Raw genomic sequence first — 13,545 nt, 5'->3', positions numbered from 1 at the left:
GTGTTCAGCGTGACCGTCCGGGACCACATGATGGTCGCCCACAGCTTCCGCGGCGAGGTCTTCGGCCCGGCCCAGCGGCTGCACGGGGCGACGTTCGTCGTCGACGCCACGTTCCGCCGCGCCGAGCTGGACGACGACGGCATCGTGGTCGACATCGGGCTGGCCACCGAGCAGCTCAAGGCCGTGCTCGCCGAGCTGAACTACCGCAACCTCGACGACGAGCCCGCCTTCGCCGGGGTGAACACCACCACTGAGGTGCTCGCGCGGACGATCGCCGACCGGCTCGCCGACGCGGTGCACGACGGCCGGCTGGGGGAGGGCGCGCGCGGCCTGGCCGGCATCACCGTCACGCTGCACGAGTCGCACATCGCCTGGGCGAGCTACGAGCGGTCGCTCTGACCGGATGACAGTCGTCCACGTGGTGCTGCCGGGCGACATCGACGACCCGGCGGACCCCAGCGGCGGCAACGCCTACGACCGCCGGGTCTGCCGGGGCCTGGCCGCGCGCGGCTGGACGGTACGCGAACACCAGGTGCCCGGTGGCTGGCCGCATCCGGGGCCGGGGGAACGCGCCGACCTGACCGGGCTGCTCGGCGGGCTGCCCGATGGCGTACCGGTGCTGCTCGACGGCCTGGTCGCCTCGACCGTGCCGGACGTGCTCGCCCCGCACGCCGCGCGGCTGCGCCTGGTGATCCTGGTGCACCTGCCGATCGAGGGTGAGACGGAGGCACGGTCGCTGGCGGCGGCCACCGTAGTGGTCGCCACCAGCGCGTGGACCCGTGACCGGCTGCTCGACCGCTACCGGCTGCGCCCCGAACGGGTGACTGTCGCGCCACCCGGGGTCGACCCGGCGCCCGTCGCCGACGGCACGCCCGGCGGGGGACGGCTGCTCTGCGTCGCCGCGGTCACCCCGGTGAAGGGCCACGACGTGCTCGCCGCCGCGCTCACCGAGGTGGCCGACCTGGACTGGACCTGCGACTGGGTCGGTCCACCGGACCGGGACCGGGCGTTCGCCGACCGGCTGCGCGGACGGCTCACCGCTACCGGTCTCGCCGGCCGGGTCCGGCTCACCGGGCCGCGCACCGGCCCCGACCTGGCCGCCACGTACGCGGCAGCCGATCTGCTGGTTCAGCCGTCGCGGCGGGAGACGTACGGGATGGTGGTCACCGAGGCGCTGGCCCGGGGCGTACCGGTGCTGGCGAGCGACACCGGCGGCCTGCCGGACACGCTCGGGCACGCCCCCGGCGGCGGCCGGCCCGGCCTGCTGGTGCCGCCGGGCGACCCGGGCGCGACCGCCGCGGCGCTGCGCCGCTGGCTCACCGACCCGGGCCTGCGGGACCGGCTGCGCCGCGCCGCCCGGCAGCGGCGGCACACCCTCACCGGCTGGCCGGTCACCGTGGACCGGCTGGCGACGGCACTGAAGGAGGCGACCGCGGCATGACCACCTCACTCCCGCCCGGCTTCGCGGACTGGCTGCGACTGCGCGAGCCGGCCGACGCGGCGGCCCGCAGCACCGAGCTGGCCGACGCGGTCCGCGACCGGCTGCCCGCCGGCCGGCCGCTCGTCGTGCACGACCTGGGCAGCGGCACCGGATCGATGGCGCGCTGGCTCGCGCCCCGGCTGCCCGGCCCGCAGCGCTGGGTGCTGCACGAACGCGACGCGGACCTGCTGGCGCTGGCCCGGGCCGGGCGGCTCACCGCCGCCGACGGCGCCGAGGTCACCGTGACCACGCGCGGCTCCGACGTGACCCGGCTGACCGCCGCCGACCTGGCCGACGCCCACCTGATCACCGCGTCGGCGCTGCTGGACATGCTCACCGCCGAGGAGATCGAGCGGATGGCGGCGGCCTGCGCCGGCCACCCGACGCTGTTCGCGCTCACCGTGACCGGACGGGTCGACTTCACCCCGCCGGATCCGCTGGACGCCGAGCTGACCGCGGCGTTCAACGCCCACCAGCGCCGCACCGTCGACGGCCGGGTGCTGCTCGGGCCGGATGCCGTGGACGTCACGGTGGTCGCGTTCCGCCGCCACGGGGTCGAGACGCTGGTGCGATCCACCCCCTGGCGGCTCGGCCCGGAGCAGGCGGAACTGGCCGCCGAGTGGCTCACCGGCTGGGTCGACGCGGCGATCGAGGAACGACCGCATCTGTCCGGACCCGCCGCGACGTATCAGAAGTGGCGGCTCGCCGAGGCCGCCGCCGGGCGGCTCGACGTCGTGCTGCACCACGCGGACCTGCTCACCGGCTGAACCGAACCGGCTGCTGGCACGTGACAACCGGTGGGAACGAGGGAGGACCGTTTGTCACACGTCGCCGTTGCCGGACCCGTACCGGCTGTCACGCCCGCGCCACCGCGCCGGGCCCGGACGGGCGGGGCCTGGCTCCGCCCGCTGCTCGGGCTCGCGCTGCTGGCCGCGCTCGTCGCCTCGGTGGGCACCGGCCCGTTCCTGGCCGGGCTGCGGCTGATCGACGCGCCCGCGCTGGCCGCCGCGCTCGGCATCGGCGTGATCACCACCGTCTGCTGCGCCTGGCGCTGGTCGCTGGTCGCCGGTGGGCTGGGCGTACGGCTGCCGATGCGCGCCGCGGTGGCGCACTGCTACCGGGCGGTCTTCCTCAACTCCACACTGCCCGGCGGCGTGCTCGGCGACGTGCACCGGGCGGTACGGCACGGCCGCGACGCCGGGGACGTGGCCCGGGGCGTGCGGGCGGTGGTGTGGGAGCGCACCGCCGGGCAGGTGGTGCAGGTGGTCATCGCGGTGGCACTGCTCGCCGCGTTCCCGTCGCCGGTCCGCCGGTACCTGCCGGCGCTGGCGGCAGTGCTCGCCGTGGTCGCGCTGGCGCTGGTGCTGGCCGCCCGCGCGGTGCCCCGCTCCGGGGCGTCCCGGTTCGCCCGGGCGGCCCGCACCGCGCTGACCGACGTGCGCTCCGGGGTGCTGGGCCGCCGGACCTGGGCCGGCGTGGTGATCGCCTCGACAGTGGTGTTCGCCGGTCACCTGGCCACGTTCGTGGTGGCCGCCCGCACGGCCGGCGCGGACGCCCCGCTGTCGCACCTGCTGCCGCTGACGCTGCTGGCGCTGCTGGCGATGGCGGTGCCGCTGAACGTGGGTGGTTTCGGGCCGCGCGAGGGGGTGGCCGCGTGGGCGTTCGCCTCGGCCGGGCTGACCGCCGCGCAGGGTGTGGCGACCGGCACGGTGTACGGCGCGCTGGTCCTGGTGGCCAGCCTCCCCGGCGCTGCGGTGCTGCTCGCACGGCGGCTGCCCCGGCGCGAGCCCGGCAACTGTCGGTGATCCCGCCTACGGTGGGGGAGCGAGGTGTGCGTCGCCGGGTCCGCCCGGCGACCGGACGACAGGAGAACCATGGACGAAACGCTGCCCACCGCGACGGTCCGGACCCGCGTGACGGTTCCGCTCCGGTTCCCCGACGGCTACGTGACCACGGCCCGCGTGCACACCTTCCACGGACTCGTCGACGGCCGCGAGCACCTGGCGTTCGGTCTCGGTGAGCACGCCGACGCCGACCCGCCGCTGGTCCGCCCGCACAGCGAGTGCCTCACCGGGGACGTGTTCGGCAGCCAGCGCTGCGACTGCGGCCCGCAGTTGCGCGAGGCGGTCGAGCGGATCGCCCAGGCCGGCGGCTACCTGCTCTACCTGCGGCAGGAGGGGCGCGGCATCGGCCTGTACGCCAAGCTCGACGCGTACGCCCTGCAGGACGGCGGCCTCGACACGTACGAGGCGAACCTGGCGCTCGGGCGCGGCGCGGACGAGCGCGACTACACGGTGGCCGCGCAGATGCTCGCCGCGCTGGGCGTGGACCGGGTGTCCCTGCTCAGCAACAATCCGGACAAGGCGGCCCAGCTCGAACGGCTGGGCGTGACGGTGGCCGACCGGGTGTCCACCGGCGTGCACCTGTCGCCCGCCAACGCCGGCTACCTGGCGGCCAAGGTGACCCGCGCCGATCACGCCCTCGACCTGCCGTTCGTGCCGTGACCACCCGCCCGTACGTGCTGCTCAGCTGCGCGATGTCGATCGACGGCTACATCGACGACGCGAGCACCGAGCGGCTGCTGCTGTCGAACGACGACGACCTGGACCGGGTGGACGCGACACGGGCCGGATGCGACGCGATCCTGGTGGGCGCGGCGACAGTGCGCCGCGACGACCCCCGCCTGCTGGTGCGCAGCGAGCACCGGCGCGCCGCGCGGGTGACGCGCGGGTTGCCGCCGTCGCCGGTGAAGGTGACCGTCACCGGCAGCGGCGACCTCGACCCGCGGGCCCGGTTCTTCACCGCGGGCGACGGGCTCAAGCTGGTGTACTGCCCGAGCGGCGTGGTGGACAAGGCCCGCGAGCAGGTGGGCGCGGTGTCCACGGTGGTCGACGCGGGGGATCCGGCCACCGCGGAGGCGGTGGTGGCCGACCTGGCCGGGCGCGGGGTGACGCGCCTGATGGTGGAGGGCGGCGGGACGGTCCACCGCCAGTTCCTCACCGCCGGCCTGGCCGACGAGTTGCACCTGGTCGTGGCGCCGTTCTTCGTGGGGGACGGGCGTGCGCCGCGCTTCGTCGGGGACGGCCGCTTCCCGTGGCACCCGGGGCGTCGGGCCCGGGTGGTCGAGGTGCGCCAGATCGGCGACGTGGTCCTCACCCGGTACGCGCTGTCCGACCGCTGCCCGGCCTGACCGCCGTGTCGATCCGGTCCGCCCTTGTGCAAGCTCACGGTCGTGATTAGTTTGTTGACCATCCATACGAACTAATCCACTGCGCTTCCCTTCCCGAAGGGGGACCGATGACCGCGCACCACCCCGACCCGGGCTCCTCCCGCCGCCGCTTCCTCGGCCTGGTCGGCCTCGGCGTGGCCGCCACCGCCACCGGCCCGCTGCTCGCCGGCTGCTCGGAGAAGCCGGCCGGCTCCGGCGCCGCCCAGAACCTCGACGCCGTCTCCGGCCTGCTGCCCACCCGCAAGGACCTGCCCGGCGGCATCAAACCCGACATCACGGGTACGCGCCCGGTGCCCGACGGCTACACCAGCTACCCGGCGAACCTCGTCGACGCCATCACCGACAAGCCCGGCACCAGCGGCAAGCAGGTCACCGCGATGACCCCCGCCTGGGGCCCGGCGCCGCCCGGAGCCGCGCAGAGCGCCTACCTCCAGGCCGTGAACGCCGAGCTGGGCGTGCCGGTCAACTTCACCATCCAGGACGGCAACACGTACGCCGACAAGCTCAATGCGATGCTCGGCGCGCGGGACGTACCGGACCTGCTGTGCGTGCCGGGGTGGGAGGTGGAGAAGATCCCGCGCTTCGCCGAGGCGATCAAGGTGCTCTTCGAGGACCTGACCGACCACCTGAAGGGCGACGCCGCCGCCGCGTACCCGATGCTGGCGAGCTTCCCCACCGGGGCCTGGCGGCGGGCGGTGTGGAACGAGCGGATCATGTCCGTGCCCAACCCCACGGACGGGCCGTTCCCGTGGGCGCTGTTCACCCGCAAGGACGTGCTCGACGCCCGCGGCCTGGGCGTTCCGTCGAACCTGGACGACCTGCTCGCTGCGGCCAAGCAGGTCACCGACCCGGCGCGCAAGGTGTGGGCGTTCAACGACGTGTTCGCCATGATCCAGATGTTCCACAAGGTGCCGGGCCACAAGGGCGGATGGCGGGTCAAGCCGGACGGTACGCCCGAGTTCAAGTACGAGACCCCGGAGTTCCGCCGCGCGCTGGAGGTCATGGCCAAGATCTACGCGGACGGCCTGGTCCACCCGGACGTCGTGGCCAGCAAGGGCGCGGACGCCAAGCAGCTGTTCGCCAAGAACGGCGCGATCGTGTTCCTCCAGGACGGCGTCGGTTTCTGGCAGGGCGCCCAGGCCGAGCACCAGAAGACCAACCCCAAGCTGAACATCCAGCCGGTGCCGGTCTTCTCCGCCACCGGGGGCGACCCGCTGGTCTGGGGCGACGACGAGCCGATCTCCTACACGTTCGTCAAGAAGGGCCTCGGCAAGGACCGGGTCCAGGAGCTGCTGCGGATCATCAACTGGTGCTCCGCGCCGCTCGGCAGCCAGGAGGCCCAGCTGCGGGACTTCGGCGTGGCGGGCAAGCACCACACCCCGTCGCCGAACGGGCCCGTCAAGACCGACCTGGCGTTCAAGGAGATCGCCAACCAGTACTTCTTCATCAGCGGCCGCAACCCCACCATCGGGCCGTTCCCGGACACCCCGCGTTTCGTGCCGGACGTGCTCGCGTACTCCAACGAGATGGTCAAGCACATGGAGCCCAACCCCTGGGCCGGGGTGAAGCTGGAGATGCCCGCGGCCTACAAGGCCAACCAGGTGCCCACCGAGGACAAGTTCACCGACGTGCTGCGCGGCCGCCGGCCGCTCGCCGACGTGGACGCCATCGTCAAGGAGTGGAAGGCGAACGGCGGCGAGGAGGCCCGCAAGCTGCTCGCCGACTCGCTGCCCAAGGAGGGCCGGTGAATGAGCCGGCCGTCCTGGCCGGGCCCGAACAGGCCCGGCCGGACGCGCCGGCCCCACCGGGCCGCCCGCCCCGACGCCGCCCGTCCCGCCGCCGTGTGCCGCTGCGCACCCGGCTGCGCCGGGACTGGCAACTGCTCGCCATGGTGGCGCCCGGCTTCCTCATCCTGCTGATCTTCAGCTACCTGCCGATCGCCGGCAACGTGATCGCGTTCCAGGACTACAATCCCTACCTGGGCGACAACCCGTGGCAGGCGTTCCTGCACAGCGACTGGATCGGCTTCGGGCAGTTCCAGCTGCTGTTCGACGACCCGGCGTTCTGGGACGCGTTCCGCAACACGCTGGCGATCACCGCGTTCCAGCTCGTGTTCTTCTTCCCGCTGCCGATCCTGCTGGCCATCGCGCTGCACAACCTGCTGTCCAGCCGGCTGCGCGGCCTGATCCAGACCATCGTCTACCTGCCGCACTTCTTCAGCTGGGTACTGGTGGTGACGTTCTTCGTCGCGATGCTCGGCGGCGCCGGGCTGCTCGCCCAGAGCATGCGCGAGGCCGGGATGCAACCGTGGAACGTGATGACCAACCCGGACACGTTCATCGTCCTGGTCACCGTCGAGGCGGTGTGGAAGGACGTCGGCTGGGGCACCATCGTCTTCCTCGCCGCGCTGTCCACCATCGACCAGAACCTCTACGAGGCCGCCGCCGCGGACGGCGCCGGCCGGTGGCGGCGGCTGTGGCACGTCACGCTGCCCGGCCTGCGCCCGGTGATCGTGCTGCTGCTCATCCTGCGGCTGGGCGACGCGCTCTCGGTCGGCTTCGAGCAGTTCCTGCTGCAACGTGACGCCGTCGGCCGGCAGGCCGCCGAGGTGCTCGACACCTTCGTCTACCACTTCTCCATCGCCACCGGGAACTACGGCTACGGCGCGGCGGCCGGACTGTTCAAGGCCGTCATCGGGCTGGTGCTGATCCTGGCCGCGAACCGCGTGGCGCACATGCTCGGCGAACGAGGGATCTACTCGAAGTCATGACCACGCTCATCCGCCGGGCCGCCGGTGACCGATCCCGCCGGCCGGTGTGGCAGGAACCACCCACCCCGGTCGGGCAGGGGCTCAAGGCCGTCATGCTCACCGTGCTGGTCGCGGGCGTACTCTTCCCGCTCTGGGTGATCCTGGTGACCAGCCTCTCCTCCCGGGAGACCATCGCCCGGGCCGGCGGCCTGGTGGTCGTGCCGCGCGGCATCGACACGTCCGCGTACGAGACGATCTTCGCCGGCGGCGCTGTGACCCGGGCGCTGTGGATCAGCACGCTGGTCACCGTCTTCGGCACCGCCATCGCACTGACCGTCACCGTGCTGGCCGCGTACGGGCTGTCCCGCCCCGGCTCGCTGGGACACCGCTGGCTGCTGGCGTACTTCCTGATCCCGTTCCTGGTCTACCCGCCGCTGGTGCCGCGCTACCTGGTGGTCACCGGGCTGGGGCTGAAGGACACCATCTGGGCGCTGGTCCTGCCACCGGCGATCAGCGTGTTCAACCTGGTCGTGGTGCGCGGGTTCTTCCAGGGCATCCCGTCGGAACTGCTGGACAGCGCCCGCATCGACGGCGCGAGCGACTTCCGGACGCTCGCGCGCATCGTGCTGCCGCTGTCCCGCGCGGTGATCGCGGTGGTCGGCCTGTTCTACGCGGTCAGCTACTGGAACGTCTGGTTCGACGCGCTGCTGTTCATCGACCGCAACGACATGTATCCGATCCAGCGGGTGCTGCAGAGCTACCTGCTGGCCGGGCAGGCCCCGCACACCTCCGGCGGCAGCAGCGGGGTGACCATGCCGCCGACCGAGGCGGTCAAGATGGCGGTGGTGGTGCTGACCGTCGCGCCGATCGTCGCGGTCTACCCGTTCATCCAGCGGCACTTCGTCAAGGGCGTGCTGATCGGCGCGGTGAAGGGCTGAGGCCGCGGGTCTGTCACAGCACCTGGGACAGGAAGCGTCGCAGCCGCGGATGCTCGGGCGCCTCGAACACCGCCTCCGGCGGGCCGGACTCCAGCACCACGCCCGCGTCCATGAACGCCACCGTGTCCGCGACGCTGCGCGCGAACCCCATCTCGTGGGTCACCACGACCATCGTCATCCCGGCGGCGGCCAGGTCCGCCATCACCGCCAGCACGCCCTTGACCAGCTCCGGGTCCAGCGCGCTGGTCGCCTCGTCGAACAGCATCACCTGCGGGCGCAACGCGAGCGCCCGCGCGATGGCGACGCGCTGCTGCTGGCCGCCGGAGAGCTGCGCCGGTCGCGCGTCCGCCTTGCCGGCCAGGCCCACCAGGTCGAGCTGGGCGCGGGCCAGCGCCACCGCCTCGTCCTCGCTCAGCTTCTTGAGTTTGCGCAGCGCCAGCGTGATGTTGCGCAGGACGCTCAGGTGCGGGAACAGGTTGAACTGCTGGAACACCATGCCGATGCGCTGACGCAGTGCGTCCGGGTCGTCGCGCAGCACGCTGCGCCCGTCCAGCAGCACGTCACCCCGGTCCGGCTCGATCAGCCGGTTGATGGTGCGCAGCAGAGTCGACTTGCCGGAGCCGGACGGGCCGATGACGCAGGCCGCCCGGCCCCGGGCCACGTCCAGGTCCGCGCCGCGCAGCACCCGGTGCGCGCCGAAGGCCAGGTGCACGTCGCGGACGGCCAGGCTGACCGAGGTCGTGGTGGTGGTCATCGCGGGTCCCTTCCGGACGGCGTGAGGTCGATCGGCTCGGCATCCGGCTCCGGCTCGGGCGGCGCGGCCGGGCGGCCCTGCCGCAGCCGCCGGTCCAGCCAGTTGACCGCGTGGGTCAGCGGCACGGTCAGCACCAGGTAGAACAGCCCGGCCAGCAGCAGCGCGGACTGGTTGCCGGTGTTGGCCGCGTAGTCCTGCCCGATCCGGAACAACTCCCGCTGGCTGGCCAGCAGGCCGAGGAAGTAGACCAGGCTGGAGTCCTTGATCAGCGCGATGAGCTGGTTGACCCAGGCGGGCAGCACCCGGCGTACGCCCTGCGGGATGATCACCAGGCGCATCGCCTCGCCCCAGGAGAAGCCGAGCGCCCGCGCGCCCTCCAACTGGGCGGCCTCCACGCTGAGGATGCCTGCCCGGAAGATCTCACCGAGGTAGGCGGCGGCGATCAGGGACAGCGCCAGCACGCCCAGCGGATACGGGTTGGGGCCCCACACCTGCATGCCGAGCGGCGCCAGGCCCACGCCGATCAGGAGGATGGTCGCCGCGGCCGGCAGGCCGCGGAACACGTCGGTGTAGACCCGTGCCGGCCACCGCAACCATCGGGTACGCGAGATGCCGGCGACGGCCAGCAGCATGCCCAGCACCGAGCCGAGCAGGGCGGCGGAGACCGCCAGGGTGAGCGTGTTGGGCAGCCCGACGGTGAGCATCTCGGGCAGCGCCTCGCGCATCGAGTCCCAGTCGAAGAACGTCTCCCACAGCGTGCTCAGTGGATCCATGTCCGCTCCGTCCGCCCCGCTCGTGCTCGGTTACCGGTTCAGGAGGCGGCCGACGGCGACGGCACCGCCACCGACCCGCTGCCCGGCTTGAAGTCGGCCGGGATCGGCCGCCCCGGGTAGTACTCGGCCTGCAGGCGGCTCCACGTGCCGTCGGCGATGACCTCGTCGAGGCCCTTGTTCAGCGCCTCGCGCAGCTTGTCGTCGCCCTTCGCCACCGCGTACGCGGTAGGGGTGGGGCTGAGCTGCTTCGCCGCGACCTTGATCTTGCCGTTGCTGTCGGCGGCGGACTTGTCGCCGATCTCGGCCGGGGCGATCCAGGCGTCAGCGGTACCGGCCTTGAGCTGGTTGATCGCGCTGTTGTAGTCGGGCACCCGCACCGGGTCGAGGTTCTGCCTGGTGGCGTAGTCGTCCTGCACCGTGCCCTGGACCACCACCACGCGCTTGCCGGCGAGCTGGTCGAAGCCGGTGATCGAGGAGCCGGCCGGCACGTCCAGGCCGAAGTAGCCGAAGTCGTAGCCGTTGCCGAAGTCGACTGTCTTCTTGCGCGCCTCGGTGATCGTGATCGAGGAGCTGCCCACGTCGAACTTGCCGCTGTTGACCTGGGCGAGAAGGCCGGAGAAGTCGGTGCCGACGAACTCCACCTTCAGGCCGATCTTGTCGGCCACGGCACGCAGCAGCTCGTTGTCGAAGCCGGTGAACTTCCCGTCCTTCAGGAAGACGTTCGGCGGGGCGTCGGTGAGCGTGCCGGCGCGGATCACGCCGGGCTGGAGCAGGCCGTACGGGTTGTCGGCCGCGGCGGTGTCGTCGCTGCCGCAGGCGGTGAGCGCGGTGACGGCGAGCAGGGCGGCCGCGCCGACGGCGGCGGCACGGGTCAGGACGGTACGGAAACGCACGATGTCTCTCCAGAGTGGATGGACGCGCGGAGGTGCGCGTCGGCGCCGGCCCGCCGGACGGACGGCCGGGCCGGAGAAGGGTGGAACGGGGAAAGGAGGGGTGGCGCTCGCTCAGCGCGCGAGGCGACAGGCGTCGCTGCACACCCGCATCAGGTCGACGTGGCGGCGCTTGACCAGCGCGAAGCGGGCCGGGTACGCGGCGACATCGCCGGACGGGGTGGAGGGTGGTGCGGACATCGGTCTCCCTGGTCTGTTGCTGACCTGGGTGCCAGGCCACGCTTGCACCGGCGGCTGCCGGTGCCTGGTCTTCACCCGGGGCACCCCACCGCGGAGGAGGGTTGCCGGCCAGCGAGCCGGGGCTTCGCGCTGGCGCTCATGACCTGCCCAGAAGGCTAGCAGCACCGCCGCGGCGGTCGTCCAGCGGTTATGACCACCCTCACGCGCGGGGGCCTCCAGCCGGTTCCGTTCCGGCCGGACCGCGGAGCCGGTCCTCGATGTCCGGGATGACGAAGCAGATCTCCAACGTCTTCAACTCGGCCCAGAACCGCAGCACCACGCTCCGCCAGGCGGCGCCACCCGCGACGGCGAGCAGAGCCGGCCCGGCGAGGACCGCCGCGGTCCCGCCGAACCCGCGACCGGCTTCGACCACGGCCAGGACCGCGCCGAGAAGCAGCGGCACCGTGCCGTTCCGCATCATCAACCCGATCGCCCGCATCCGCGTCGCCTCGGCGGCCACCTCGCGGTTGTGCAACTCGGCCGCGGCGAGCAGCACCCCCCAGGGCGCGGTGAGCATCCGCGAGCCGGCCGCGCCGAGGGCCTGCTCCGCGAACACTCGGCGGGCGTCGAATCGGCCCCAGTTCCAGAACGGCAGCGCCCGGTCGACGACACGACCGAGGCCGTACGTGGCATTGCCCAGCACGTAGGCGAGCAGCAGGGCCAGGAGCAGGAGCAGCGGCGTGGGCTGTCGGCTCAGGTCGTCAAGCCGCACCCAGTCCTGCCGGACCGCGAGGTAGGCGGTCAATGTGAGGTAGAGCGACCCGGGGGTGAGGTAGGTGAAGAGGTCGAAGATGCCGATGCTGAAGGTCATCAGTCCTCGCAGGGCCCGGAGGTGGCGACGCCGGAAGGGGGCCGGTCCCGATCCACACTAGGTGACCGGCACAACGCCGCCCGTCACGACCACCTCACGCCCGGGGCCTCACCGCCGGGCCGGGACGACAGGCGCGTCCCGGCCCGTGCCGTGCCGCGACGGGCTGCGCTGCTCGTGGTAGTCCTGCTCGACGTTGACGGTCCAGACGTCGTGCTCCGCGCCGTGCGCGATGTTCTCCGCGGTCAGCATCGCCGTCAGCATGGAGTGGTCGGCGTTGTTGTACCGGTGCATGCCGTTGCGGCCGACCGGGTGCACGTTCGGTACGTTCGCTGCGAGCCAGTCCCGGATCACGTCGACGTTGTGCTGGTACCGCTCGTCGTAGACCGGGTACGCCTTCGGCATCCGGACCACGTAGCCCGCCTCGACGCACCCGGGCTTGACCAGGCCCAGCCGCTCCAGCTCCGCGGTGGCGAACGCGATCAGCTCGGCGTCCGGCGTCCGCCACATCTCGTCACCCTCGAACACGAAGTACTCCAGCCCCAGGCAGGTCCGCCCGTCCTTCACCAGGTACGGCGACCACGAGCCGAAGTTCTGGATCCGGCCCACCCGGGCCGCCGGGTCGTGCACGTAGATCCAGTTGTCCGGGAACGAGAACTCCTCCGGCACCACCAGTGCCACGGTCAGGAAGTCCCGATACCGCAGGTCGTCGGCGGCGGCCCGCACCTCGGACGGCGCCTCCGGGCGCATGGCCCGCACCAGCGCGGAGATCGGCATCGAGGAGATCACGTGGTCGGCCGGCTCGGTGCGCTCCCCGCCCGCGTCGGCCACCGTCACGGCGGTGGCCCGCCGCGCGGCCGGATAGCGGTGCACCTCGGTCACCCAGGCACCGGTACGCACCGTGCCGCCCCGCTTGACGACCTCCTCGGCGCAGCGCTCCCACATCATCCCCGGGCCGTGCTTCGGGTACTGGAACTCCTCGATCAGGCTGGTCACGTCCGTGCGGTTGCGCCGGGGCAGCAGCGCGTTGCGCATCGCCGTGGCAAGCGACAGGTTCTTGATCCGCTGGGCGGCCCAGTCGGCCTGCAACCGGTCGGCCGGCATCCCCCAGACCTTCTCCGTGTACGTCTTGAAGAAGATCGAGTAGAGCCGCCAGCCGAATCGCGCCGACACCCACCCCTCGAAGTGCGACTGGTCCTTCGGTGGCCGCAGCCGGGCCCGGCCGTACGAGCCCAGACAGCGCACCGCCTCCAGCAGGCCGAGGTTGCGCAGCGCGTTGCCGGCGCTGAGCGGGTAGTCGAACAGCGCGCCCCGGTAGTAGATCCGGCTCATCCGCGGCCGGAGCAGGAAGTCCTCGTCGGGGAGGATCTCGTGCCAGAAGTCCTCGACCCGGGACACCTTTGTGAAAAAGCGGTGCCCGCCGATGTCGAAGCGCCAGCCGTCGCGCTCCACGGTCCGGCTGATCCCGCCCACCACGTCGTCGGCCTCGTAGACCCGGACCGGCTCGCCGTGCCGCAGCAACTCGTACGCCGCGGTGAGCCCGGCCGGCCCCGCCCCGATGACCACGGTCCCGTCGCCGTCGCTCATGCCGTGCGTGCCCCCCGCCTGCCGATGCGGCAGCGCGCATACCCACCCTGACCGCGTT

15 protein-coding genes and 1 riboswitch are annotated in these 13,545 nt (G+C 72.6%); of the genes, 9 read left to right on the top strand and 6 right to left on the bottom strand.

Going from position 1 to position 13,545, the window contains the following annotated elements; all coding sequences use genetic code 11:
* From O7546_RS16665 to O7546_RS16625, 9 genes are all read left to right on the top strand, one after another.
* Positions 1-399 carry a 6-carboxytetrahydropterin synthase gene (locus tag O7546_RS16665; protein ID WP_194799138.1) on the top strand — a complete coding sequence of 133 codons (399 nt, stop codon included), beginning with the start codon at positions 1-3 and terminating at the stop codon, positions 397-399.
* Positions 400-403: 4 nt separating this feature from the next.
* The gene (locus O7546_RS16660; protein ID WP_281599303.1) at positions 404-1,441 is read left to right on the top strand and encodes a glycosyltransferase family 4 protein; all 1,038 of its coding nucleotides are present in this window, start codon (positions 404-406) and stop codon (positions 1,439-1,441) included.
* Complete coding sequence (locus O7546_RS16655) at positions 1,438-2,247, top strand: class I SAM-dependent methyltransferase (RefSeq protein ID WP_281599301.1); 810 nt, start codon at positions 1,438-1,440, stop codon at positions 2,245-2,247. The genes O7546_RS16660 and O7546_RS16655 overlap by 4 nt, the downstream gene beginning before the upstream one ends.
* A gap of 141 nt (positions 2,248-2,388) precedes the next feature.
* Positions 2,389-3,285, top strand: a complete 897-nt coding sequence (locus tag O7546_RS16650) for a lysylphosphatidylglycerol synthase transmembrane domain-containing protein (RefSeq protein WP_269698109.1) — start codon at positions 2,389-2,391, stop codon at positions 3,283-3,285.
* 69 nt (positions 3,286-3,354) lie between these two features.
* A complete protein-coding gene (gene ribA, locus O7546_RS16645; protein WP_135240544.1) occupies positions 3,355-3,984 on the top strand; it encodes a GTP cyclohydrolase II in 630 nt (209 codons plus the stop codon).
* The gene (locus O7546_RS16640; protein WP_194799142.1) at positions 3,981-4,670 is read left to right on the top strand and encodes a RibD family protein; all 690 of its coding nucleotides are present in this window, start codon (positions 3,981-3,983) and stop codon (positions 4,668-4,670) included. The genes ribA and O7546_RS16640 overlap by 4 nt, the downstream gene beginning before the upstream one ends.
* A 107-nt stretch (positions 4,671-4,777) precedes the next feature.
* Positions 4,778-6,457, top strand: a complete 1,680-nt coding sequence (locus tag O7546_RS16635; RefSeq protein WP_194799143.1) for an extracellular solute-binding protein — start codon at positions 4,778-4,780, stop codon at positions 6,455-6,457.
* Positions 6,454-7,479: an ABC transporter permease subunit gene (locus O7546_RS16630; protein ID WP_194799144.1), complete on the top strand. Its 1,026-nt coding sequence runs from the start codon at positions 6,454-6,456 to the stop codon at positions 7,477-7,479. The genes O7546_RS16635 and O7546_RS16630 overlap by 4 nt, the downstream gene beginning before the upstream one ends.
* Complete coding sequence (locus tag O7546_RS16625) at positions 7,476-8,396, top strand: carbohydrate ABC transporter permease (RefSeq protein WP_281599296.1); 921 nt, start codon at positions 7,476-7,478, stop codon at positions 8,394-8,396. The genes O7546_RS16630 and O7546_RS16625 overlap by 4 nt, the downstream gene beginning before the upstream one ends.
* Positions 8,397-8,409: 13 nt before the next feature.
* Here O7546_RS16625 and O7546_RS16620 read toward each other — a convergent pair whose 3' ends face one another.
* The 6 genes from O7546_RS16620 to O7546_RS16595 all read right to left on the bottom strand — a co-directional run bounded on the left by O7546_RS16620 (position 8,410) and on the right by O7546_RS16595 (position 13,487).
* Positions 8,410-9,150 carry an amino acid ABC transporter ATP-binding protein gene (locus tag O7546_RS16620; protein WP_194799146.1) on the bottom strand — a complete coding sequence of 247 codons (741 nt, stop codon included), beginning with the start codon at positions 9,148-9,150 and terminating at the stop codon, positions 8,410-8,412.
* The gene (locus tag O7546_RS16615; RefSeq protein ID WP_194799147.1) at positions 9,147-9,923 is read right to left on the bottom strand and encodes an amino acid ABC transporter permease; all 777 of its coding nucleotides are present in this window, start codon (positions 9,921-9,923) and stop codon (positions 9,147-9,149) included. The genes O7546_RS16620 and O7546_RS16615 overlap by 4 nt, the downstream gene beginning before the upstream one ends.
* Positions 9,924-9,961: 38 nt before the next feature.
* Complete coding sequence (locus O7546_RS16610; protein ID WP_194799148.1) at positions 9,962-10,816, bottom strand: ABC transporter substrate-binding protein; 855 nt, start codon at positions 10,814-10,816, stop codon at positions 9,962-9,964.
* A gap of 111 nt (positions 10,817-10,927) precedes the next feature.
* A complete protein-coding gene (locus O7546_RS16605) occupies positions 10,928-11,053 on the bottom strand; it encodes a hypothetical protein (protein WP_013286752.1) in 126 nt (41 codons plus the stop codon).
* Between the two features lie 33 nt (positions 11,054-11,086).
* A riboswitch (SAM riboswitch) is annotated at positions 11,087-11,197 on the bottom strand.
* Positions 11,198-11,252: 55 nt separating this feature from the next.
* Positions 11,253-11,903, bottom strand: coding sequence for a hypothetical protein (locus O7546_RS16600; protein WP_281599293.1), 651 nt, complete (start codon positions 11,901-11,903; stop codon positions 11,253-11,255).
* Positions 11,904-12,011: 108 nt separating this feature from the next.
* Positions 12,012-13,487, bottom strand: a complete 1,476-nt coding sequence (locus O7546_RS16595; protein ID WP_194799150.1) for an NAD(P)/FAD-dependent oxidoreductase — start codon at positions 13,485-13,487, stop codon at positions 12,012-12,014.
* Positions 13,488-13,545 lie beyond the last annotated feature (58 nt).

The sequence above is a fragment of the Micromonospora sp. WMMA1976 genome (assembly GCF_027497335.1).
In the GTDB taxonomy this organism is placed as follows: Bacteria; Actinomycetota; Actinomycetes; order Mycobacteriales; family Micromonosporaceae; genus Micromonospora; species Micromonospora aurantiaca.
This window is presented reverse-complemented; position numbering and strand designations above follow the sequence as displayed.